Here is a 22687-nt window from a genome sequence, read left to right on the forward strand (position 1 = left end):
TGGTGTTCGCGCCTACGGCGCGCAAGGGCCCTCGCCAAGGCGAGGACTGTGCTTCCACGGGCCCCAAACCCACCCGGACCACCCGCGAACGGTGCACGGTCGGCCCGGTGAGCCCAAAGGCGATCAGCAGTCTTGGGCATCACTCCCGCATGATGCCGGAATCTCGGATGGCTCGCTGTCGGGGCGAAGGCCCGCGCACCCCTCAGCTGGCCGCGCCTGCGGTGTTCCGCCGCTTGCGCCCTTCCGGGGTGAACGTGAACGTTTCCCGGAACGGGCCGGTGCCGCAGCGGACGGCGAGCAGAATGGGCTGGTCGTACTCGAAGTCGTTCCACAGGTGGAAGAAGACCATCGGATCGCCGACCCGCTCGCTCGCGTAACCAAGCGTCTTCCCGAAAGACGGGTTGGTGCCGCCGATCCACAGCGAAGGCGTGCCGAATGCTTCGACCACGTCGCCGAGCGTGCGATCCTCTACGGTCCACGTGCCAAGCCCCTGCCGCAGGGACTCGTACTCGGCGATCCTCAGCGTTCTGTCCACTGAGAGCCATCTGCGATTCCGAGCGAACTCCGCGTAGACCGAGGCCGGGGCATGCTCGTCGATGCCCTCGAACAAGGCACGGAAAGCGCCCTTCACCATGGTCGCGCAGCAGGCTCCGCGCTCCACCATCAACCGCAGTTCTTCCTCCCAGAGGAGGTCCTCGCCTGTCGCATAGGCGAGGTGATCGACGAGTATCCGCAGTGACAGCTCGCCGCCGAACATGCTCGGGCGGGTGAGCGCCAGGTTGAGCTGATCGATGAGGTAGCCGCGGATCTGCGCGGAGGACCGTGGTTTCATGATTCCCTCAGAGCAGTAGGAGAGGCGCCGAGGTCGCGGCGGCAGGTCTTGTTGAAGGCCTGGAGGTCGGGGATGCCGACCTCGGCGGCTATCGAGGCGATCGACTGGGTGGAGGCGCGCAGCAGGTGGCGGGCGCGTTCCATGCGGCGCTGCCGGATGTAGGCGACGATCGTGGCGCCCGTCTCCGCGCGGAACAACCTCGTGAGGTGGTTGTGCGACAGGCCGGCGGCCCGCGCGATGGCGGGGACCGTGAGCGGGCCCGCGAGGTTGGACTCGATGTGCGCGATGGCGGCCGAGACGGCCGGGTGGGGGCCGTTCTGCGAGGGCAGGGTCAGGGTGGCGACGCGCCACAACACCGTCCAGAGTTCGGCCGACGCGCGGGCGGGCGGTGCGATGACGGCCGCGCGCATCAGGCCCGACAGCAGGGGCGTCTCGGCACCCGCGTCCTGCATCAGCGGAACCGTCCGCCGGTCCGAGAGGCCCGGCAACCGGAAGTGGGCGAAGACATGCGTGGACCGCCCGAGGTAGTCGAAGCGCACCTCGACGTCCGGCGGGACCAGGCTCACGTGTCCCGGCCGGATCGGATGGGCGGCACCGTGCACGGTCAGCGTGGCGGCATAGCCGTACAGGTGCAGCTGCCACAGGTCGGGCAGCCGGAAGACGTCGGTGGGCCCGCGCGTGCCGTGGACGCCGATGCCGACGTTGGCCACGACGGGCGGCTCGCTGAGCGCCAGCTCCACCCGATCCATGGTGAAAAACTACCAGTAGACGCCGAATACACCCCACGACAGGGCGAATCCCACTAAATACCGTTTGATGCATGCGAACCACTAAGTTGACCTCAGTCCAGATGGCGAGGTTCGTCGCGCACGGTTACCTGCGCCTGGACGGGGTGGTGCCGGACGAGCTCAACCGGCAGGCGATCCAGGTCTTCGACCAGGGCATCCCCGAGGTCCCGTACGGCACGCCGCTGCGTGAGGCGTTTCCCGCGGGATCCTTCGCCCGGAGCCTGGTCGAGGTGCCCGAGGTGGCCGGGGCCCTGGAGAGCCTGGTGGGCCAGGACCCGACCGTGGACCACCATGCCGTGCACATCAGGGAGCCGCACGGCGGCGAGGCCCAGCCGCTGCACGGCGACGCGATCATCGACGTCCGGCGGGACGCCTTCGACGTGCAGCTCATGTACTACCCGCGCGAGGTGGCCGCCGACATGGGCGGAACCCTGGTCGTGCCGGGCAGCCACCTGCGCCGCACCAACGAGAGCGACACCGGCCGCTACCAGAACCTGCTCGGCCAGACCCGGCTCACCTGCCCGGCGGGGACCGTGATGTTCGTGCACCACGGCATCTGGCACGGCGGCAGGCGCAACGACAGCGACGTGCCGCGGTACATGTTCAAGATCCGCTTCAACCCGACGATGCCGCAGGTCAGGCTCTGGGACACGGCCGACCTCGGCGACCCCGCGGTCGAAAAGGAGCTGGACACCAGCTTTCCGTGGTACGAGCCGGCCGCGGGAAGGCTGGAGATCTACAACCGCGTCAAACTGTGGCGGGCGCTGACCGCCGACGACACCTTCGACATCGACTACTGGGTAACCCGGGTGAGTGCCGTATGAAGCAGCAGGTCCTGGTCCTCTATCTGGCCACCTCGGCCCTGGACTCGAAGGTCGTCGGCTGGGCGAACTACGACGGCACCGGCCGTACGAACCCGACCACCGGCGACAGCGACGAGCCGCCCTACGAGAGCGGACTCCACGCACTCCACGACGGCTGGCGACTTTTCCAGGCGTCGCAGCTGATCCCGCCGTATCCGGGGGTCGAGTACGACACGTCGTTCATGAAGCACGAGTTCTTCTTCGAGAAGCTGGAGTCCTAGGCCCATCTGCGTAGGCCTCTCGCGGGAGGTGCTAATCCGCATATATCCCTAACGTCGAAATCATGACGCGCAGGGCATTGACGGCAGGTCTGGTGGCCATGGTCACGTTGGTGGCCTTCGAGTACATGGCGGTCGCGGTCGCGATGCCCGTGGTGGCCAAGGAACTCGACGGAGTGCCGCTGTACGGCCTGGCCTTCAGCGGATCCGCGGCCGCCGGAGTGATCGGGACCGTGCTGGGCGGCCGGTGGGCGGACCTGCGCGGCCCACTCGCCCCGCTGTGGACGGGAGTGGCGACGTTCGCGGGAGGCCTGATCGTGGCGGGTCTCGCACCGGCCATGGAGGTGCTCATCCTGGGGCGGCTCATCCAGGGCTTCGGTGGCGCTCTGGTCAGCGTGGCGCTCTATGTGGTGGTGGCCCGGGCCTACCCGGAAGAGCTCCGCCCCAGGATCTTCTCCCTGTTCGCCACCGCGTGGGTCGTGCCGTCGATGCTGGGCCCGGCGGTCGTCGGCGTCGTGGTGCAGACCGTGGGATGGCGCTGGGTGTTCCTCGGCGTGCCGATCCTGACCGCGCTGGCCGGGGCGGTTCTGGTGCGTGGCCTGGCCGGGCAGCCGATCGCGGGCGGACAGGCCACGCCGGCGCCGGGCCTGCTGGGAAAGATGGGCTGGGCCGCCGTCACAGCCGTCGGCGCGGGGCTGATGCAGTACGGCAGCGGCAACAACCTCGCCCTGGTCGGCCTCGGACTGATCGTGCTGCTGGTGGCGCTGCCCAAGCTGCTCCCAGCGGGCACGTTGCGAGCCGCGAGCGGGCTGCCCGCGGTGGTGGCGTTGCGTGGCCTGGCGACCGGGGCGATGTTCGCCGCCGAGGTGATCGTTCCGCTCATGCTGGTCGACGAGCGCGGGCTGTCGCCGCTGGTGGCCGGGTTCGCGCTCACCGGCGGGGCGATCACGTGGTCGCTCGGCTCCTGGCTGCAGGGGCGCGAAGTGTTCGACCGGATGACCAACCTGCGCGGCGGGTCGGCGCTGATCGCGCTGGGCATCCTGGCGATGGGCCTGGTGACGTTCGCGGCCGTGCCCGTGTGGCTGGCCTACCCGTCCTGGATCGTCACCGGATTCGGCATGGGGCTGGTCTATCCGACGCTGTCGGTGCTCACATTGGAGCTCTCCCAGCCAGGGGAGCAGGGCGTGAACACCTCGGCGCTGCAGGTCGGCGAGGCCGTCTTCTCGGTGGTGGCGGTGGCGGTCACCGGCGCGCTGTTCACCGCGGCCGGGTCCGGCTACTGGACGGTCTACGCCGCCGCCCTGGTGATGGCACTGGCCGGATTCTGGGTCGCGCCCCACGCGCGCGCCGCGCGGCGGGTGCGCGAGGTCGTGCCCGTGTGAAGCGGCAAGCCCCGCCGGGTGGACAAGGTCCGGCGGGGCCCCAAGAACCAGCTAGGGAATGCCCGGAAGCGGCCCAGGTCAGTCCTGTTGAGACGAGGCTGTGACCGGTTCGCCGCTACGGCGTGCCCAGAGCCTCCTGACGAGCGGGGCCAGCAGGGCGAGGACCGCCAGCGCCAGCAGGATCACCGCGATCGGGCTCTTCACCAGCACGCTCACGTCGCCCGCCCCGATGGCCAGCGCCCGCCGCAGCTGGACCTCCGCCATCGGCCCCAGGATGAGACCGATGACCGCCGGAGCCACGGGAAGGCCGAAGCGGCGCATCGCGAAGCCCAGCAGCCCGAGCAGGAACAGCACCCACAGGTCCACCAGGGACCCGTTCAGCGCGTAGACCCCGAGGGCGGCGAAGACCACGATCCCTGCGTACAGGTACGGCCGCGGGATCCGCAGGACACGCGCCCACAGCGGCGCCAGCGGCAGGTTCAGCACCAGCAGCATCGTGTTTCCGATGAACAGCGAGGCGATCATGCCCCACACCAGCGCCGGGTTGTGGTCGAAGAGCTGGGGGCCGGGCTGTAGGCCGTACTGCTGGAAGGCGGCGAGCAGGATCGCGGCCGTCGCCGACGTGGGCAGGCCCAGCGTGAGCAGCGGCACGAGAGTCCCCGCGGCGGAGGCGTTGTTGGCGGCCTCGGGCCCGGCGACGCCCTCGATGGCGCCCTTGCCGAACTCGTCGCCGCCCGACAGCCGCTTCTCGGCCGCGTACGACAGGAACGTGGGGATCTCCGCGCCGCCGCCGGGCAGCGCGCCGAACGGGAAGCCCAGCGCGGTGCCGCGCAGCCACGGCCCCCAGGAGCGGCGCCAGTCGCTGCGGCCCATCCAGGCCCGCCCGACCGGCATCACCTCGGGCGGCGAATGGCGCAGCCGGGAGGCCACGTACAGCGCCTCGCCCAGCGCGAACAGGCCGACCGCGACGACCACCACCTCGATGCCGTCCAGCAGTTGCGGGATGCCGAGCGTGAGCCGGGCCTGCCCGGTCTGCTGGTCGATGCCGATCAGCCCGATCACCAGGCCGAGCCCGAGCGAGGCCAGCCCGCGCACGACCGAGCGCGACAGCACCGACGAGACGGCGGTGAAGGCCAGGATCGCCAGCGCGAAGTAGTCCTCGGGTCCGAAGGCGATCGCGAAGCTGACCACCGCGGGCGCGGCCACGACCAGCAGCGCGGTCGCGATCGTGCCCGCGACGAACGACCCGATCGCCGCCGTGGCCAGGGCCTGCGCGGCCCTGCCTCGCCTGGCCATCTTGTTGCCCTCCAGCGCCGTGATCATCGACGACGACTCGCCGGGCGTGTTGAGCAGGATGGACGTGGTCGAGCCGCCGTACATGCCGCCGTAGTAGATCCCGGCGAACATGATGAACGCGCTGGTCGGCGGCACGGTGAAGGTGATCGGCAGCAGTAGCGCCACGGTCATCGCGGGCCCGATGCCGGGCAGCACGCCCACCAGCGTGCCCAGCGTGACGCCGATCAGGGCGTACATCAGGTTCACCGGGGTGAGCGCGGCGCCGAACCCGTCGAGCAGGAGCTGGAGCGACTCCACCTAGAACACCCCCGAGGGCAGCGAGACGCCGAGCACCTCGACGAACAGCAGGTACGTCGCCACGCCGACCGCCACCGCCACGATCCCGGCCCTGACCTTGTGATCGGCCCCGAGCACCACGGCCACGCCCCAGAACAGCAGGCTGGAGGAGATCACCCAGCCGAGGTACTCCAGCACCGCGGTGAACGCCAGGAAGATCCCGCCCATCAGCAGCACGGCACGCCAGTCGGCGGGCGCGTCGGCGTCCACGTCCTCGCCCTCCTCGGGATCGCCGTGCCCGCCGCGGAGCACGTCGGCCACGTAGCAGGCGCCCACGACGATCATCGAGCCGCCGACGAGCATGGGGAAGAAGCGCGGCCCGATGCCCAGGGTGGAGGCCGCGGCCGAGACGTCCAGCGTCCCGACCACGACGAACACCCCGAGCCCGAGCACGACCAGGGCCAGCCCGAGCTCGGTCCGCCACAACCGCGTGAGCATCAGGACACGAGCCCCATCTCGGCGATGATGCCCTTGACCCGGGTCTGCTCGGCGCCGAGGAAGTCGGCGAACTGCTGCCCGGTCTGGAAGGAGTCGATCCAGCCGTTCTTGGCCACGGCGTCCTTCCACGACTGCGAGTCGTGCATCTTGGTGACCAGGTCGGTCAGCGCCTTCTTGTCCTCGTCCTTGATGCCGGCGGGGGCCACGAAGCCACGCCAGTTGGCCAGCTCGACGTCCAGACCGCCCTCCTTGATCGTGGGCGCGTCCAGCTCGCTGACCCGCTGCGGGGCCGAGATGGCCAGGGCGCGCAGCTTGCCGGACCTGACGTGCTCGGCGAACTCGCCCAGACCCGAGACACCGATCGTGGCCTTCTCGCCGAGCAGGAGGTTGAGCGCCTCGCCACCGCCCGAGTTGGCCACGTAGTTGATCTGCTTGGGGTCGACGCCTGCGGCCTTGGCCATCAGCCCGGCCAGGATGTGGTCGGTGCCGCCCGCCGAGCCGCCCGCGATCGACACCTTTGCCGGGTCGGCCTTCCACGCCTTGACCAGGTCGGCCAGCGACTTCAGCGGGGAGGAGGCGGGCACGACGACGATCTCGTACTCCTCGGTCAGCTTGGCGATGGGCGTGGTCTCGCTCAGCGTCACCTTGGACTTGTTCTGCTCGATCGCGCCCACCATGACCAGGCCCATGGTCATCAGCAGGTTGCCGTTGCCCTTCTCGCCCGCCAGCTGGGCCAGGCCGATCGTGCCACCCGCGCCCGGCACGTTGAACACCTCGACCTTGCGCTGGGGATCGGCGGACTTCAGCGCCTGCTCGGCCGTGCGGGACGTCTGGTCCCAGCCTCCGCCCGGGGCGGCGGGGGCCATGATGCGCAGCGAGCCGGTGCCGCCGCCAGAGCCGGTGCCGCAGGCGGTCAGTGCGGCCAGCAGGACGGCCGCGAGTATGCGTAGACGCATGGGTGTCTCCTCACAGGGGGTGACACCGGATCGTGAGCCGCATCCCCAGAGAAAGCCATAAATCGCAACTACCTCTCGTATTGGTCGTTTTGGTCTCCGCGACTGCTTCGCGCAGACCAAAACGCCCGAGGTCGCTGTGTTTGATGGTGCCCTCGCTGCGCTCGGTCACTGTCGCGACCCGTCCGTGACCTGGGGGTGTTTCCATCGGCATGGTGAGACTCGGGACCCAGCTGTTCGTGCTGCAGATGGTGATCGTGCTGCTCGCCGTAGGAGGGACCGCGACCGTCTGGGCGGTGCACACGCGCAACCAGCTCGACGCGCTGCACCAGCAGCGCGCGCTGGCGATCGCCCAATCCGTCGCCGGGCTCCCGCAGGTCAGGGAGGCCTTCAACCGGCGCAACCCGGAGACGGTGCTGCAGCCGCTCGCCCTGGGCGTGCAGCAGGCCACCGGCGCCGACTACGTGGTCATCGCCAACAACGAGCAGACCCGCTACGCCCACCCCAACGCCGCGCTCATCGGCAAGAAGCTGTCCACCGACGGCGCGACCGTGCTCAGAACCGGCAGGAGCTGGGTCGGCACCGAGACCGGCACGATCGGCACCACCGTGCGCGGCAAGGCGCCGATCTTCGACGAGTACGGCAACGTCATCGGCCTGGCCTCGGTGGGCGTGCTCCAGACCACGGTCATGGGCCAGCTCTGGACGGCGCTGCCGCCGCTGCTGTGGACGGCGCTGGCCGTACTGCTGGCGGGGCTCGCGGCCGCCGCGCTGATCACCGCGCGGATACGCAGGCAGACCTTCGGCCTGGAGCCCGGCGAGATCGCCGCGCTGCTCGAGCAGCGCGAGGGCGTGCTACACGGTGTCAAGGAGGGCGTGCTCGCCTTCGACCTGACCGGCAGGGTGACGCTGGTCAACGACGCCGCCCGCGAGCTGCTCGGCGACGTCGGCCCCGACCTGGCCGGGATGCCCGTCTCCGACCGCCTGCGCGACGTGCTCGGCGGCGCCGACCCGGGCGAGGACAAGATCGTGCTGCACGGCGATCGGGTGCTCGTGCTCAACCGCACGCCTGTGTCCGTCCGCGGCCAGCAGCGCGGCTGGGTGGTCACGCTGCGCGACAGGACGGAGCTGGTACGGCTGGCGCGCGAGCTGGACGACACCAGCTCGGCCACCGAGGCGCTGCGGGCGCAGGCCCACGAGTTCGCCAACCGCATGCACACCGTGGTCGGCCTGCTGGAGCTGGGCGAGCACGATGCGGCGATCGCGTTCATCACCCGCTCCACGCGCAGCACCTACGCGGCCGGCCTCCGCGAGCGCGTCCAGGAGCCGACCCTGGCGGCGCTGCTGCTGGCCAAGTCGGCGGAGGCGGCGGAGCGCGGCGCCACGCTGGAGCTGGCGGCCGACTCCTCGGTGCGGGAGGGCACGCTGCGCGACCCGCAGGACGCGGTGCTCGTGGTCGGCAACCTGGTGGCCAACGCCATCGACGCCCTCGACGGCGCTCCCGGCACGATCGAGGTCTCGGTCCGCGCGGACGCCGACGGGCTGCACGTGCGGGTCGGCGACTCCGGGCCCGGCATCGCGCCCGGCCTGGTCGAAGAGGTCTTCAGGGAGGGCTTCACCACCAAGGCGGCGCACTCGGGCCCGCGCGGGCTGGGGCTGGCGCTCACCCGTCAGGCCTGCCTGCGCCGCGGAGGCTGGGTCCGCGTCCGCAACTCGGGAGGCGCGGTGTTCACGGCACTCCTGCCATGATCAGGGTCCTGGTGGTGGACGACGACTTCATGGTCGCCAGGATCCACGCCGGATACGTCTCCCGGATGCCCGGGTTCGAGGTGGTGGCCGCCGTGCACACGGGAGCCGAGGCGCTGCAGGCGGTGGCCGAGCACCGGCCGGATCTGGTGCTGCTGGACATCTACCTGCCCGACCTCTCCGGCCTGGAGGTGCTCAAACAGCTGCACGACGTGGACGTCCTCATGATCAGCGCCGCCCGCGACGTGCCCACTGTCAGGGAGGCCATGCGCGGCGGCGCCGTGAACTACCTGATCAAGCCGTTCTCGGCGGACGCGCTGGCCGAGCGGCTCCAGCAGTACGCCGGCACCCGCAGGCGCCTGACCGCGATCGGCCCCGAGGCCCGCCAGGACGACGTGGACCGCCTGTTCGGCACGCCCACCGGCACCGACCCGCTGCCCAAGGGCCTGTCGGCGGCGACCTGCGCGCTGGTCGAGCAGACGTTGCGCCAGGCTGGCGGCGACCTGTCGGCAGCCGAGGCCGCCGCCCGCGCGGGCTTGTCCCGGGTCAGCGCCCGCCGCTACCTCGAGTACCTGTGCGTCGTGCGAAGGGCGGAGCTCCATCCCAGGTACGGCACAGCCGGGCGGCCCGAGCACCGCTACCGTTGGATCGGATGACACAGTTGCCATTTCCAGTGACATATACGGATGTGCGTGCCTTACTGTTGCCTGAGGAATGGCGGCGGAGCGGGAGGAGATTGAGGCGTGCCTAACGCCGGACCGATCGAATCACCGACCGACCCCTTCGCCTCGGTGCCTCTGCCGACGCCCGGCGCGCGCAAGCCGCGGGTCGAGGGATTACCTCCGGGTGTCTCCCGCGAGATCTTCGGACCACAGGACCAGCACCAGGAGGCCCAGGGGCCCCAGCCGTCGAGCGGCCCGCAGGCCAGGGGCGGCGGCGCGTTGCCCCCGGTCGCCCCGCCACCGCAGCCGTGGCCGATGAACGACGACCAGTCGCACGAGCCTCCCGCGCCGCCCGTGTTCGGCGGCATCGCCCCGCCGCCCGAGCGGCTGCCGGCCTTCATCGAGCCGGAGCCGCCCCGCCGCCGCATCCTGCCCGGCATCGTGGTCGTCGTCGTGGTCCTGATCGCGCTGTCCTACCTCGCGCCCGCCGTGATCATGTCGGGATCGGTGCTGCGCGGCACCAAGGTCGGCGGGATCGACATCGGCGGGCTCACCGTCACCCAGGCCGCCGACAAGCTGCGCACGGAGCTGTCCGCCAAGCTGGCCAAGCCGGTCGTGGTCGACATCGGCAGCCAGAAGGAGACCATCCAGGCCGACGAGGCGGGCCTGGAGCTCGACGTGGTGGGCACCATCGGGCAGGCCTCCAGCGGTTTCCCCAGCCCGACCGAGGTGTGGCGGGGACTCACCGCCGCCACCAACCTGGATCCCAAGATCACCATCGACCCCGCCCAGCTCACCAGGACCGTTGAGGGCCTGGCAGAGAGCGTCGACAAGGCGCCGCGCGAGGGCAAGGTGTCCTTCGCCGGCCTGCGGCGGCAGATCGTCACCCCGCGCGACGGGGTCCTGCTCGACCGCGGCGACGCCGTCAAGCAGATCAGCGACGCGTTCCTGCAGGGCAGAGGCTCTGTCGCGCTCACCCTCAGGCCCGCCAAGCCGGACACCACGCTCGAGGCCGTCAAGCAGGCCGCCGCCGACGCCACGAAGGCGATCTCGGCGCCCATCACGCTGACCCTCGGCGGCAAACAGGCACAGCTCACCCCTGCCGTGATCGCCGCCAACCTGTCGTTCGTCCCCGATGGCAAGGGCGGGCTCGAGCCGAAGTTCGACGCCTCGAAGGCGTGCGACACGGTCGAGAGCAGCCTCGTCGACGCCGCACAGGCGCCGCGCGACGCGACGTACCAGATCGTGAACGGCAAGCCCGTCCTGGTGCCCGCCCGCGCCGGGCGCGGCATCGACGACGACAAGCTGGCCGCCGCGGTGGTCAAGCTGGTCAAGTCCGGCGGCAGCCGTACGATCGCCGTGGAGCTCGCGACCGTCAGGCCCAAGGTGACCACCACGCAGGTGAGCGGGCTGGGGATCAAGGAGCAGGTGGCCGAGTTCACCACCACGTTCGACTGCTGCCAGCCGCGCGTGACGAACATCAGGCGGATGGCCGAGCAGCTGGACGGCTACGTGGTCAAGCCGGGCGAGACGTTCTCGCTCAACCAGGTCGCCGGCGAGCGCACCCACGAGGGCGGCTACGTGGATGCCGGTCAGATCGTCGGCGGGCGGATGGTCAACATCGTCGGCGGCGGCACGTCGCAGTTCGCCACCACGCTCTACAACGCGGTGTTCTTCGGCGGTTACGAAGAGGTCGACCACACGCCGATGGACTACTTCGCCACCCGCTACCCGGCCGGGCGCGACGCGGCGCTGCTCTACCCTGACCTGGATCTGAAGTGGCGCAACGACTCGCCGGACGGTGTGCTGATCAAGGCCGCCAGCACGCCCACCTCCGTCACGGTCACGCTGTGGGGGACCAAGCGCTACGACAAGATCGAGGCCGACGAGTCGGACAAGCGCAACACCACCCCGTTCCGCCGCGAGACGGTCAGCGGGCCGAACTGCCTTGCCACGGCCGGGCAGCAGGGCTTCACCATCGACGTCACCCGCGTCTTCTACCAGGACGACAAGGAGGTCAAGCGGGACAAGAAGCTGACCACCAAGTACCGGCCGCAGGCGCAGGTGGTCTGCGCTACGGGGTGACGGCCAGGATCTTGTCGTCGCCTGGACGCGGGTCACCCCGGCCGTCCTGGTTGCTGGTCGACACCCAGAGCTCGCCGCCGGGGGCCGCCACGACCGCGCGCAGCCTGCCGTACTCGCCCCTGAAGTGGGCGACCGGCTTGCCCGGCGAGCCGTCCTTGCCGAGGGGGACCTGCCAGAGGCGCTCGCCGCGCAGCGCGCCCACCCACAGCGAGCCGTCGGCGTAGGCAAGGCCCGAGGGGGAGGCCTCGTCGGTGGGCCAGGTGACGATGGGGTTCACGTAACGGGGGTCGTCGCCCTTGCCCTCGACCTCCGGCCAGCCGTAGTTGCCGCCCGGCTTGATGACGTTGATCTCGTCCCAGGTGTTCTGGCCGAACTCCGAGGCGTACATCCGGCCCGACGGGTCCCAGGCCAGGCCCTGGACGTTGCGGTGGCCGTAGGAGTAGACCAGCGTGCCGAACGGGTTGCCGGGGGCCGGGGTGCCGTCGACGGTCATCCGCAGGATCTTGCCCCCGAGCGAGTCCCGCCGCTGGGCCAGCTCGTCATGGCCGGTCTCGCCCGTGCCCGCGTACAGGTAGCCGTCGGGGCCGAAGGCGAGCCTGCCGCCGTTGTGGATCGGGCCCTTGGGGATGCCGTGGACCAGCACCTTCGGCTCCGCCAGGCGGCCCGAGACCAGGCGATATCGGACGATCCGGTTGTCGTCGGCGGCGGTGAAGTAGAGGAAGACGAAATCGTCCTTGGCCGCCACGCCCAGCAGGCCTCCCTCACCGCCGGGCTCGACGCCGTCCACCTGGCCGACCTCGCTGACCTTGCCCGCCCTGGTGATCCGCAGCAGCCGGGCCGAGTCGCGTTCGGTCACCAGTGCGTCGCCGCCGGGAAGGAAGGCGATCCCCCACGGGACGGCGAGGCCGGAGGCGACGACCCGGGGCTCGCCGGGCGCGGAGGCGGCGGAAACGGCCGCCGTGGGAGTCACCCCGCCCGCCTCAGGCGCCACGCTCGCCACATCGGCGCAGCCGGTCACCAGGGCCAGGAGCGTGATCATCCAGAGGTTCCTCATGTCCTCCATACTTACTCAAGAGCCTTAAAGTTCTCGGCATGAAGATCTGGGTCCCATCCGAGGAGAGTGCCGGGGTTCTGGAGGATCTGCCCCGCCTGGAGACGTCGGTCTACGACGGCAGCGGCCCGCTGCCCGACGGCATCGACGAGGTCGAGGTGTGGGTCCCGCCGCTGATCTACGTGCCCGATCTGGCGGGCACGCTGGCCAGGATGACCTCGCTGCGCCTGCTCCAGACGGTCTCGGCCGGGGTGGAGGCCTACCGGCCGCACCTGCCGCCCGGCGTGGTGCTGTGCAACGCCCGCGGCGTGCACGACGCGGGCACCGCCGAGTGGGCGGTCGGCGTGATGATCGCCGTACAGCGCGAGTTCCCCGGCTTCGCCGGTGCGCAGAGCAGGGGCGAGTGGACCTACCACCACACCGGCGCGCTGGCCGACTCGCGCGTGCTGATCGTCGGGTACGGCTCGATCGGCGCGGCGCTGGAGCGGCGGCTGTCCGGCTTCGAGGTGGAGGTCGTGCGGGTGGCCAGGACCGCCCGCGACGGCGTCCACGGCATGGCCGAGCTGCCCGCCCTGCTGCCCGAGGCCGACGTGGTGGTGCTGCTCGTGCCCGCCACTGCCGACACCGCCGGGATGGTGGACGAGGCCTTCCTGGCCCGGATGAAGGACGGCGCGCTGCTGGTCAACGCCGCCAGGGGCTCGGTCGTCGACACCGGCGCGCTGCTGGCCGAGCTGACGACCGGCCGCCTGCGGGCGGCCCTGGACGTGACCGACCCCGAACCGCTGCCGGACGGTCACCCTCTGTGGAGCGCGCCGGGGCTGTTCCTCACCCCGCACATCGCGGGCAGCACGCCCGCCTCGCAGCGCAGGACGCTGCGGTTGATCCGCTCCCAAGTGCTGCGCTACCTCGCAGGCGAGCGGTTGAACAATGTGATCACCGACGCGTACTGAGAGGAATCCGGAACGTGGCTGGCCCGTGACCTTCGGTGCGTACGGTAGTCGTCTACCAGGGGTTCCTGACTAGCTGTCAAGGAGATCCTCGAAGGGAATTGGTCTGTGTGGTTATCAGATCGGTGACGACATCGCCGTTGTCACCCCCCGCGCACCCGGAACCGCACACACTGGCGATGAGCCCCTCGGGGCACAGAGCCGAGTTCTAGACGGGATGGGCAACGACATTGATCCGCTGGCGTGATCCGCGAGCACCGCTGACCGCCGCGGCGGCCGCCGGTGCCGTGGGCGTCGCCGCCGCGCTGCTGGCCGGCGGCCCTGCCCTGCGTACCGGCGCGATCGCGGGTGTGCTCGCGGCGCTGCTGGCGGCGGGGTCGCTGCTGCTCGCCTCGGCGAGGCTCGGCGGGTCGGCGGCGATGGGCGCGCGCTGGATGAGCGGCGGCGCGCTGGTGTGGGCCGCAGGGGTCGGCGTGCGGCCGATCGCGGAGAGCACCAGCATCGTGGTCAGCTTCGCCGACCTGCTGGTGCTGGTCGGCACCGTCCTGCTGGCCAGCGGGACGCTGATCGCCGCGGGCCGCCGCGTGCCCGGCAGGATCGTGGCTCGCCACCTGACCGACTCCTATCTCAGCGCGGCCTCGCTCTTCCTCATCGGCTGGGTCGTGGCGCTGCGTCAGGTCTACTTCGACGCGGCCGACCCCGCGGCGTTCACCTTCGCGCTGCTGCCGCCGATGGTCTCGCTGCTCGTCATGTTCGCGGTCATCCCCTCCGTCCTGCGCAGCAGGTCGAGCGCCTGGTCGCTGGGGCTGGCGGGGATCGGCGTGCTGGCGACCTCCACCGTGTCGGCCATGGCCTCCGCCGTCGCCCGGCTGGGCGGCGGGCCGCCGCCGATGTGGAGCGTGGTGCTCGCGCCGCTGGCGTTCCTGCTGCTGGCCGCGGTCGCCCAGACCGACCTGGAGTCCGAGGACGCCCGCCCGCCCGCGGGCTCGGCGGTCGGCAACTTCACCGCGATGCTGCCGCTGGCCCTGGTCGCGCTCGCCACCTGCACGCTGCTGGTCTCGGTGGCCGGCGGCAGGGAGAAGGCCGTCACCGGCGTCGTCGCGCTGGCCGCCTCGGTGGTGCTGGTGCTGCTGGTGCGCATGCTCGTGCTGTCAGGGGCCAACATCCGGCTGCGCAGGCTGGTCTCGCTCGGCGACAGGCAGCTCAGGGAGCTGGCCGAGAGCACGGGCGACGTGGTGCTGCTGTGCGACTACGACGGCGTCGTCCGCGAGATCGGCCCCGGCGTCGAGGTCACGTACGGCTACCGCCCCGACGACCTCGTGGGCGGCTCCATCTTCGACTACATCCACCCCGAGGACGTGCCGGGGATCCAGGCGGCCCTGCGGCAGATGGGCCTGGACGAGGAGAACGCCGCGCCCGGCGCCTGCCTGATCGCCTGCCGGGTACGCGCGGCCGACGGCACCTGGCGGCCCACCGAGTCCGTGGCCACCCGCCACGTCGGCGGCGAGGACATGCTCCTGGTCACCACGCGCGACGTCAGCGACCAGGAGGCGCTGCGCAACCAGGTGGCCCACCTGACCTTCCACGACGGCATCACCGGGCTGCCCAACCGGGCCTACTTCGAGGAGCGCACCCGGGAGGTGCTGTCCGGCAGGACCTCGGGGCAGTCGGCGGTCATCTTCCTCGACCTGGACGGGTTCACCTCGGTCAACGACTCCGTCGGCCACGCCAGCGGCGACACGCTGCTCGGCCAGGCGGCCAGGCGCCTTCGCGGCGCCGTACACCCCGACGACACGCTGGCCCGCTGGGGCGGCGACGAGTTCGCGGTGCTGGTGGAGACCGGGGGAGAGGCGCAGCTGGCGGTCGACCTGGCCGAGCGGCTGGTCAGGGCCGTCTCGCAGGAGCCGTTCCGGGTGGCCGACCGCGACGTGGCGCTGACCGCGAGCGTCGGCGTGGCCTTCGCCGAGGACGACATGCCCTCCGGCGACCTGATCCGCAACGCCGACGTCGCCATGGCCAGGGCCAAGGAGCTGGGCGGGCGGCGGGTCGAGGTGTTCGCCGCGCAGATGCACGCCGACGTGGTGCGCCGCCTGGAGCTGGCCGCCGACCTGCAGCGCGCGCTGATCGAGAACCAGTTCGCCATCGAGTACCAGCCCGTCGTCGACCTGGCGACCTCGCGCGTGACCGCGGTCGAGGCGCTGGTGCGCTGGTGGCGCGGGTCGGTGTTCGTGCCGCCGGACCAGTTCCTCGGGCCCGCCGAGGACACCGGGCTGATCGTGCCGCTCGGCGAGTGGATCCTGCGCGAGGCCTGCCGTGAGGTGGCCGCCTGGCGCGCCTCGTCGTGGGACATCGGCCTGTCGCTGAACCTGTCGGCGCGCCAGATCACCGCGCCGCGCTTCGTGGAGACCGTGGAGGAGGCGCTGGCCGAAAGCGGGCTGCCCGCCTCGGCGCTGACGCTCGAGGTCATCGAGGAGATGCTGGTCGAGGACGCCGAGGAGACGATCCGCCGGCTGTCCGAGCTGCGGTCCCTGGGTGTGCGGCTGGCCATCGACGACTTCGGCACGGGCTACGCCTCGCTGGCCTTTTTGAGACAGCTGCCCGTCGACATGATCAAGATCGACCCGTCCTTCGTGTCCGGGCTCGGGCGCGACGAGACGCTGACGCTGTTGACCAGGACGATCGTGCGGCTCGGCCACGACCTCGGGCTCATCGTGGTGGCCGAGGGCATCGAGCGTCCCGAGCAGTTGGAGAAGCTGCGTGAGATGGGCTGCACGCGCGGCCAGGGCTTCCTCGTCGCACGGCCGATGGCGGCCCGCGGGGTGGACTCGCTGATGCGGACGAGTCTCACAGTCTGAGACTCATGTCCACGAAGTTGACACCGGGGCCCGCCGGGAGGCTAAGGTGTGGTCATGCTTCGCAGTGAGATTCTCGTAGTACTTCGCCGGCGCGCAGGCCGATAGCGAAGCACGTCGACCTGCGCGCCGCCCCAGCCCACCTTTCCCGGTGGTGAGGGGCATTTTTTATGTCCTGAACGTGTAGCCACGCAAGGAACGAGCCGAATGACCGAACGGATGACTGGTGCACAGGCCCTGGTGAGGGCCTTGGAGCACATGGACGTCGACACCGTGTTCGGGATCCCTGGCGGCGCCATCCTCCCCGCCTACGATCCCCTCTACGACTCGACCAAGGTCCGGCACGTGCTCGTACGACACGAGCAGGGCGCCGGTCACGCGGCCGAGGGGTACGCGCAGGCCACCGGGCGAGTCGGGGTGTGCATGGCCACCAGCGGCCCCGGCGCGACGAACCTGGTGACCCCCATTGCCGACGCCTACATGGACTCGGTGCCGATCGTGGCCATCACCGGGCAGGTTGCGAGCGCCGCGATCGGGACCGACGCGTTCCAGGAAGCGGACATCTCCGGCATCACCATGCCGATCACCAAGCACAACTTCCTGGTGACCGACGCCGCCGACATCCCGCGTACGATCATGGAGGCGTTCCACATCGCCTCCACCGGCCGGCCCGGGCCCGTGCTCGTTGACATCTCCAAGGACGCGCTGCAGGCGGACACTGACTTCCACTGGCCGCCGACCATGCAGTTGCCTGGCTACCGTCCGGTCACCCGGCCGCACTCCAAGCAGATCCGCGAGGCCGCCAAGCTGATCGCGGAGGCCAAGCGGCCCGTGCTCTACGTCGGCGGCGGCGTGCACAAGGCGCGCGCGTCCGCCGAGCTGTTCCGCCTGGCCGAGCTGACGAGCATCCCCGTCGTCACGACGCTGATGGCCCGCGGCACGTTCCCCGACAGCCATCCGCAGCACATGGGCATGCCGGGCATGCACGGCAGTGTGTCCGCCGTGGGCGCGCTGCAGAAGTCCGACCTGCTCATCGGCCTGGGTGTCCGCTTCGACGACCGGGTGACGGGCGAGCTGTCCTCGTTCGCGCCGGGCGCCAAGGTCGTCCACGCCGACATCGACCCGGCCGAGATCTCCAAGAACCGCCACGCGGACGTGCCGATCGTGGGCGACTGCAAGGAGGTCATCGGCGACCTGATCGCCGCCATCGAGGCGTCAGGGCAGAAGGGCGACTACTCCGCCTGGTGGTCGATGCTCAACGCCATCAAGCAGACCTACCCCCTCGGCTATGACGAGTTCGAGGACGGATCGCTGGCCCCGCAGTACGTCATGGAGCGGCTGAGCGCCATCGCCGGACCCGACACGTACTACGTGGCAGGGGTCGGCCAGCACCAGATGTGGGCCTCGCAGTTCATCGACTACGAGAACCCGGGCACGTTCATCAACTCCGGCGGCCTGGGCACGATGGGCTTCGCGGTCCCGGCGGCCATGGGCGCCAAGATGGGCAGGCCCGAGTCGACGGTGTGGGCCATCGACGGCGACGGCTGCTTCCAGATGACCAACCAGGAACTGGCCACCTGCGCGCTCGAGGGCGTCCCGATCAAGATCGCCGTCATCAACAACGGCAATCTCGGCATGGTCCGCCAGTGGCAGACGCTCTTCTACGACCAGCGCTACTCCAACACCAATCTCCAGACGACACGCCGCATCCCTGACTTCGTCAAGCTCGCCGACGCCTATGGTTGTGTTGGCCTGCGGTGCGAGCGCCCCGAGGACGTCGACGCGACCATCAAGAAGGCCATGGAGATCAACGACGTGCCCGTCGTGGTCGACTTCGTGGTCCACCAGGACGCTATGGTCTGGCCCATGGTCGCCGCGGGCACCAGCAACGACGACATCAAGATCGCCCGGCACATGGCGCCGAAGTGGAGTGAAGATGAGTAGGCACACGCTGTCGGTGCTCGTGGAGAACAAGCCCGGTGTCCTGGCCAGGGTCTCCGCGCTGTTCAGCCGGCGCGGCTTCAACATCGACTCGCTCGCCGTCGGGCCCACTGAGCACGACGACATCTCCCGCATGACCATCGTGGTCAGCGTCGAGGAACTGCCGCTGGAGCAGGTCACCAAGCAGCTCAACAAGCTGGTGAACGTGCTCAAGATCGTCGAGCTCGACACATCCCAGTCGGTGCAGCGCGAGCTGATGCTGATCAAGGTCAGGGCCGACGCCGACAGCCGCTCGCACGTGCTCGAGCTCGTCCAGCTCTTCCGCGCCCGCTGCGTCGACGTGGCGTCCGACGCCGTGACCATCGAGGTCACCGGCACTCCCGACAAGCTCGAGGCGTTCGTCAAGGTCCTCGAGCCCTTCGGGATCAAGGAGCTCGTCCAATCGGGCATGGTGGCCATCGGCCGCGGCGCCCGTTCCATCACCGACCGGTCCCTCAGGGCACTGGACCGTACCGCCTGAAAGGTTTCTTCGTTCACATGACCGAGATCTACTACGACGACCAGGCCGACCTGTCGATCATCCAGGGGCGTCACGTGGCCGTGCTGGGGTACGGCAGCCAGGGCCACGCCCACGCGCTCTCCCTGCGTGACTCCGGCGTCGACGTCCGGGTCGGACTGCCCGAGGGCTCCAAGAGCCGCGAGAAGGCCGAGAACGACGGGCTGCGGGTGCTGACCCCGTCCGAGGCCGTCGAAGAGGCCAACCTCACCATGATCCTCGCGCCGGACCACATCCAGCGCGACCTGTACTCCCAGCACGTGGCGCCGAACCTGGTCGAGGGCGACGCGCTCTTCTTCGGCCACGGCCTCAACATCCGCTACGGCCTCATCGAGGCCCCCGAGGGCGTCGACGTCTGCATGGTCGCCCCCAAGGGTCCGGGGCATCTGGTCAGGCGCCAGTTCGAGGCAGGCCGCGGCGTGCCCGTGCTCGTCGCCGTCGAGAAGGACGCCTCCGGCAAGGCTCTCGACCTGGCCCTTTCGTACGCCAAGGGCATCGGCGGCACCCGCGCGGGCGCGCTGCGCACCACGTTCACCGAGGAGACCGAGACCGACCTGTTCGGCGAGCAGGCCGTGCTGTGCGGCGGCGTGTCCGAGCTCATCAAGGCGGGCTTCGAGACGCTCATCGAGGCGGGCTACCAGCCGGAGGTCGCCTACTTCGAGTGCCTGCACGAGATGAAGCTCATCGTCGACCTCATGTACGAGGGCGGCATCTCCAAGATGTACTGGTCGGTCTCCGACACGGCCGAGTACGGCGGCTACACCCGCGGCCCGCGCATCGTCACCGACGAGACGCGCGCCGAGATGCGCCGCATCCTGGGCGAGATCCAGGACGGCGCGTTCGCCCGCGAGCTCGTCGCCGAGTTCGACGGCGGCCAGAAGGAGTTCACCCGCTACCGCGAGGAGCTCGCCGAGAACCCGATCGAGAAGACCGGCGCCAAGCTCCGCCCCATGATGAGCTGGCTGAAGGCCTGACTCCCGTACGGCAGGCCCAGCCACCCCGGTGGCTGGGCCTTCCCGCAAAGAGGCCTTCACTTCGCTCAGACGCGTTCTCTGAAACCCACCCGGCACCCACCTGGCCTTCCACCCATCTGACGCCCACCCGAGTCCGCCCGGGGTGAGGAGCGCTTTGGCTTCGGCCAGGTGTCGGTCCATACGACAGGATCGTCGGTGTTCTGGGTGGTGCGTGATCCCCCGTGCGGGGGAGGAAGGGCGGCGGTGACCCCTGGCAGAGTGGCAGGGTGACTGAGCATGATCCGGTGTTGTCCAAGGGCCTGGAGGTCCAGCGGACGTTCAACAAGATCACTGACTACTACGACCGCATGAATCGCATCATGACGCTGGGGCGACATGCCGCCTGGTGTCGTGACGTCGCAGCGAGTGCGAAAGTCCCTTCAGGCGGAAGCATGCTCGATGTCGCCACCGGAACCGGTGTCATCGCTCTTGCCGCACTGGAGAAGTATCCGAACTCGACCATCCATGCCGTCGATTTCTCGGAGCGGATGCTGACGGAAGCAGCGGGCAAACCGGGGGCCTCCGCCATCACGTGGCAGCATGCGGATGCGAACGAGCTGCCTTTCGGTGACGAGTCCTTCGATGCCGTCACGCATGGTTACCTCCTCCGCAACGTTGATGATGCCGAGCGCGTGCTCGAAGAGCAGTACCGGGTGCTCAAACCCGGAGGCCGGGTCGTCATTCTGGAGACCTGCCCACCGCGAGGACCGCTCCGATACCCGGTGACTCTGGGTGTTCGAGTCTTGATTCCCCTACTCGGCCAGCTGGTCGCAGGCGATCGTGAGTCATACGCGTACCTGGAGAAGTCCACGCTCGGATTCATGACTCCAACCGAGGTCGCCGCGATCCTGCGTCGAGTCGGCTTCGCCTCCATAGCGTGGAAGAAGAAGTTCTTCGGCACTCACATGATCATCTCGGCCCAGAAGTCGTAGTCCCGGGCCAGCCGGATTCCAGGAGGGTGATGATCTGGTCGGTGGCTTGGCGGGGGTCCGGAGAGCGGTGGATGAGGTCGCGGGAGTCCAGGGTGAAGCGGGCCAGGGCCGCGCAGGTGACGTCGTCCGCGGGGGCGCTGGTTTCCTGGGCGATGGCGTGGGCGAGGGCCGTTTCGTGGCGCATCCACATTCTGCGCCCGTACTCCTGCAGGGCGGGGGTGTCCTGGATGAGGCGCATGAAGGCCGCCATCTCCGGGGTCTGGGAGCTTGTGGTTGAGCGGAGGATGTGTTCGCCGAGGGCGCGGGGGATCGACCAGCCCGCGGGACGGTCGTGGACGGCGGCGATCAGGGCGGCCTCGATGTCCGCGTCCTGGTCGAACAGGAGCGCTTCCTTGCTGGGGAAGTGCTTGAAGAGCGTGGTGAGCGAGACATCCGCGGCTTCCGCCACGTCCTTGACGCCTACCTGGTCGAAGCCTCGCTCGAGGAACAGGCTCAGCGCCGCGTCGGCCAGGGCCTGGCGGGTCTGGGCCTTCTTGCGCTCCCTGCGCCCGATCGTCTCCGTCACGTGCCCAACGATACCGCAAGCCGTACTCGCTAAAAAAGTGTAGTGATTGCCCTTTTTTTAGTGACTGTGCTTTTCTGTGGGCATGAACATCGCCATAGTGGGCGCCGGCCTTGGTGGCCTGGCCTGCGCCCGGATACTTCAGATGGGTGGCCGCTCGGTCACCGTTTTCGAGGGTGAGCCGTCCCCCGGTGCCCGCTCCCAGGGCGGGACGCTCGACGTTCACGCCGACTCGGGGCAGGTCGCGCTGCGTACGGCGGGGCTGCTCGACCGGTTTCGCGCGCTGTCACGGCCGGAGGGGCAGGAGTGGCGGACGCTTACGCCCGACGGCACCGTGGTGGGGCACGACTGGCCCGACGACGACCGGCCCGAGATCGACAGGGGGCAGCTGCGCGGCCTGTTCCTGGAGGCGCTGGCCGAGGGGACGGTGCGGTGGGGGCGTGGGGTGGCCGCGGTCGCACCGCCTGGGCGGGTGGTCTTCGAGGACGGCACCAGCCAGGACTTCGACCTGGTCGTGGGGGCCGACGGGGCCTGGTCCCGGGTTCGCGCGGCGGTGACGGGGGCCGTGCCGGAGTACACGGGCGTGACGTTCGTGGAGGCCTGGTTCGACGACACCGACCGGCGGCATCCGCGGATCGCGCACCTGGTCGGCAACGGAACCATGGTGGCCAAGGTGCCGGGCAAGGGCCTGTTCGCCCAGCGCAACAGCAACGGCCACATCCGCGTCTACGCCGCTGTGCGCGCGCCCGAGAATCCAGGGCTGGACTTCGACGACGCCGAGGGGGTGCGCGCGCACCTGCTGCGCCTGTACGACGGGTGGAGCGAGAACCTGCGGGACCTCCTGCGCGACAACGACGGCCCCTTCATCCACCGGCCGTTGTACGCGCTGCCCGTGCCGCACGTCTGGCGGGACGTGCCCGGGTTCACGCTGGTGGGCGATGCCGCGCACCTGATGCCGCCGCTCGGCCTGGGCGCGAACCTGGCCATGCTCGACGGCGCCGAACTGGCGACCGCTCTGGTGACCGAGCCCACGGTCGAGGCGGCGGTGCGCGCCTACGAGAGCGTCATGATGCCCCGCTCGGTGGAGGCCGCGAAGGCCTGCAAGGAGGGGCTCGATCACCTGCTGCCCGCGGACGGGGTACAGTACTGGTCGCCAATGCAGGAATCGGCCTAGGAGGTGAGACCCATTTCCGTACGGACAGGTGGTTGGGCGCTCACCGGGTATAGGTGATCAC

Annotated in this window: 20 protein-coding genes; 13 read left to right on the forward strand and 7 right to left on the reverse strand. The window is 70.0% G+C overall.

Annotated features, from left to right (window positions below; translation table 11 throughout):
- Nucleotides 1-202: 202 nt before the first annotated feature.
- Together ACIBHX_RS16970 and ACIBHX_RS16975 are read right to left on the reverse strand one after the other, a co-directional pair.
- Nucleotides 203-832 (reverse strand): hypothetical protein, encoded by a 630-nt coding sequence (locus ACIBHX_RS16970; protein ID WP_397068021.1) that lies wholly within the window; start codon nucleotides 830-832, stop codon nucleotides 203-205.
- Nucleotides 829-1581, reverse strand: a complete 753-nt coding sequence (locus ACIBHX_RS16975) for a helix-turn-helix domain-containing protein (RefSeq protein WP_397068022.1) — start codon at nucleotides 1579-1581, stop codon at nucleotides 829-831. The genes ACIBHX_RS16970 and ACIBHX_RS16975 overlap by 4 nt, the downstream gene beginning before the upstream one ends.
- A gap of 71 nt (nucleotides 1582-1652) precedes the next feature.
- Here ACIBHX_RS16975 and ACIBHX_RS16980 point away from each other — a divergent pair, with 71 nt between their 5' ends.
- The 3 genes from ACIBHX_RS16980 (at nucleotide 1653) to ACIBHX_RS16990 (ending at nucleotide 4083) form a co-directional block, all read left to right on the forward strand.
- Nucleotides 1653-2444 carry a phytanoyl-CoA dioxygenase family protein gene (locus ACIBHX_RS16980; RefSeq protein ID WP_397068023.1) on the forward strand — a complete coding sequence of 264 codons (792 nt, stop codon included), beginning with the start codon at nucleotides 1653-1655 and terminating at the stop codon, nucleotides 2442-2444.
- Nucleotides 2441-2704, forward strand: a complete 264-nt coding sequence (locus ACIBHX_RS16985; protein WP_397068024.1) for a hypothetical protein — start codon at nucleotides 2441-2443, stop codon at nucleotides 2702-2704. The genes ACIBHX_RS16980 and ACIBHX_RS16985 overlap by 4 nt, the downstream gene beginning before the upstream one ends.
- Nucleotides 2705-2766: 62 nt before the next feature.
- A complete protein-coding gene (locus ACIBHX_RS16990; RefSeq protein WP_397068025.1) occupies nucleotides 2767-4083 on the forward strand; it encodes an MFS transporter in 1317 nt (438 codons plus the stop codon).
- A 78-nt stretch (nucleotides 4084-4161) separates the two neighbouring features.
- Here the strand turns inward: ACIBHX_RS16990 and ACIBHX_RS16995 are convergent, their stop codons facing one another.
- Genes ACIBHX_RS16995 through ACIBHX_RS17005 form a run of 3 tightly spaced genes read right to left on the reverse strand, consistent with a single transcriptional unit; the run spans nucleotide 4162 to nucleotide 7109 of the window.
- Nucleotides 4162-5676 carry a tripartite tricarboxylate transporter permease gene (locus tag ACIBHX_RS16995; RefSeq protein ID WP_397068026.1) on the reverse strand — a complete coding sequence of 505 codons (1515 nt, stop codon included), beginning with the start codon at nucleotides 5674-5676 and terminating at the stop codon, nucleotides 4162-4164.
- Nucleotides 5677-6153, reverse strand: a complete 477-nt coding sequence (locus tag ACIBHX_RS17000) for a tripartite tricarboxylate transporter TctB family protein (protein WP_397068027.1) — start codon at nucleotides 6151-6153, stop codon at nucleotides 5677-5679.
- The gene (locus tag ACIBHX_RS17005; RefSeq protein ID WP_397068028.1) at nucleotides 6153-7109 is read right to left on the reverse strand and encodes a Bug family tripartite tricarboxylate transporter substrate binding protein; all 957 of its coding nucleotides are present in this window, start codon (nucleotides 7107-7109) and stop codon (nucleotides 6153-6155) included. The genes ACIBHX_RS17000 and ACIBHX_RS17005 overlap by 1 nt, the downstream gene beginning before the upstream one ends.
- Before the next feature lie 209 nt (nucleotides 7110-7318).
- Here ACIBHX_RS17005 and ACIBHX_RS17010 point away from each other — a divergent pair, with 209 nt between their 5' ends.
- The 3 genes from ACIBHX_RS17010 (at nucleotide 7319) to ACIBHX_RS17020 (ending at nucleotide 11598) form a co-directional block, all read left to right on the forward strand.
- On the forward strand, nucleotides 7319-8854 hold the full coding sequence (locus ACIBHX_RS17010) for an ATP-binding protein (protein ID WP_397068029.1): 1536 nt from the start codon (nucleotides 7319-7321) through the stop codon (nucleotides 8852-8854).
- On the forward strand, nucleotides 8851-9507 hold the full coding sequence (locus ACIBHX_RS17015; protein WP_397068030.1) for a response regulator: 657 nt from the start codon (nucleotides 8851-8853) through the stop codon (nucleotides 9505-9507). The genes ACIBHX_RS17010 and ACIBHX_RS17015 overlap by 4 nt, the downstream gene beginning before the upstream one ends.
- Before the next feature lie 87 nt (nucleotides 9508-9594).
- Complete coding sequence (locus ACIBHX_RS17020; protein ID WP_397068031.1) at nucleotides 9595-11598, forward strand: VanW family protein; 2004 nt, start codon at nucleotides 9595-9597, stop codon at nucleotides 11596-11598.
- On the opposite strand, the gene ACIBHX_RS17025 is transcribed toward ACIBHX_RS17020, so the two are convergent.
- Nucleotides 11588-12652, reverse strand: a complete 1065-nt coding sequence (locus tag ACIBHX_RS17025) for a PQQ-dependent sugar dehydrogenase (protein ID WP_397068032.1) — start codon at nucleotides 12650-12652, stop codon at nucleotides 11588-11590. The genes ACIBHX_RS17020 and ACIBHX_RS17025 overlap by 11 nt on opposite strands.
- Nucleotides 12653-12690: 38 nt before the next feature.
- Here ACIBHX_RS17025 and ACIBHX_RS17030 point away from each other — a divergent pair, with 38 nt between their 5' ends.
- The 6 genes from ACIBHX_RS17030 (at nucleotide 12691) to ACIBHX_RS17055 (ending at nucleotide 20890) form a co-directional block, all read left to right on the forward strand.
- Nucleotides 12691-13599, forward strand: a complete 909-nt coding sequence (locus ACIBHX_RS17030) for a 2-hydroxyacid dehydrogenase (protein WP_397068033.1) — start codon at nucleotides 12691-12693, stop codon at nucleotides 13597-13599.
- Nucleotides 13600-13826: 227 nt separating this feature from the next.
- Nucleotides 13827-16451 (forward strand): putative bifunctional diguanylate cyclase/phosphodiesterase, encoded by a 2625-nt coding sequence (locus tag ACIBHX_RS17035; RefSeq protein ID WP_397068034.1) that lies wholly within the window; start codon nucleotides 13827-13829, stop codon nucleotides 16449-16451.
- A gap of 204 nt (nucleotides 16452-16655) precedes the next feature.
- Nucleotides 16656-18392 (forward strand): acetolactate synthase large subunit, encoded by a 1737-nt coding sequence (locus tag ACIBHX_RS17040; RefSeq protein WP_397068035.1) that lies wholly within the window; start codon nucleotides 16656-16658, stop codon nucleotides 18390-18392.
- Nucleotides 18385-18909 carry an acetolactate synthase small subunit gene (gene ilvN, locus ACIBHX_RS17045; RefSeq protein WP_397068036.1) on the forward strand — a complete coding sequence of 175 codons (525 nt, stop codon included), beginning with the start codon at nucleotides 18385-18387 and terminating at the stop codon, nucleotides 18907-18909. The genes ACIBHX_RS17040 and ilvN overlap by 8 nt, the downstream gene beginning before the upstream one ends.
- 17 nt (nucleotides 18910-18926) lie before the next feature.
- A complete protein-coding gene (ilvC, locus tag ACIBHX_RS17050; protein WP_397068037.1) occupies nucleotides 18927-19919 on the forward strand; it encodes a ketol-acid reductoisomerase in 993 nt (330 codons plus the stop codon).
- A gap of 266 nt (nucleotides 19920-20185) precedes the next feature.
- A complete protein-coding gene (locus ACIBHX_RS17055) occupies nucleotides 20186-20890 on the forward strand; it encodes a ubiquinone/menaquinone biosynthesis methyltransferase (protein WP_397068038.1) in 705 nt (234 codons plus the stop codon).
- On the opposite strand, the gene ACIBHX_RS17060 is transcribed toward ACIBHX_RS17055, so the two are convergent.
- Nucleotides 20868-21455 carry a TetR/AcrR family transcriptional regulator gene (locus ACIBHX_RS17060; RefSeq protein WP_397068039.1) on the reverse strand — a complete coding sequence of 196 codons (588 nt, stop codon included), beginning with the start codon at nucleotides 21453-21455 and terminating at the stop codon, nucleotides 20868-20870. The genes ACIBHX_RS17055 and ACIBHX_RS17060 overlap by 23 nt on opposite strands.
- A gap of 82 nt (nucleotides 21456-21537) precedes the next feature.
- On the opposite strand from ACIBHX_RS17060, the gene ACIBHX_RS17065 reads away from it, so the two are divergent.
- A complete protein-coding gene (locus ACIBHX_RS17065) occupies nucleotides 21538-22626 on the forward strand; it encodes an FAD-dependent oxidoreductase (RefSeq protein WP_397068040.1) in 1089 nt (362 codons plus the stop codon).
- Nucleotides 22627-22687 lie beyond the last annotated feature (61 nt).

The organism is Nonomuraea sp. NPDC050536, from assembly GCF_044457685.1.
In the GTDB taxonomy this organism is placed as follows: Bacteria; Actinomycetota; Actinomycetes; order Streptosporangiales; family Streptosporangiaceae; genus Nonomuraea.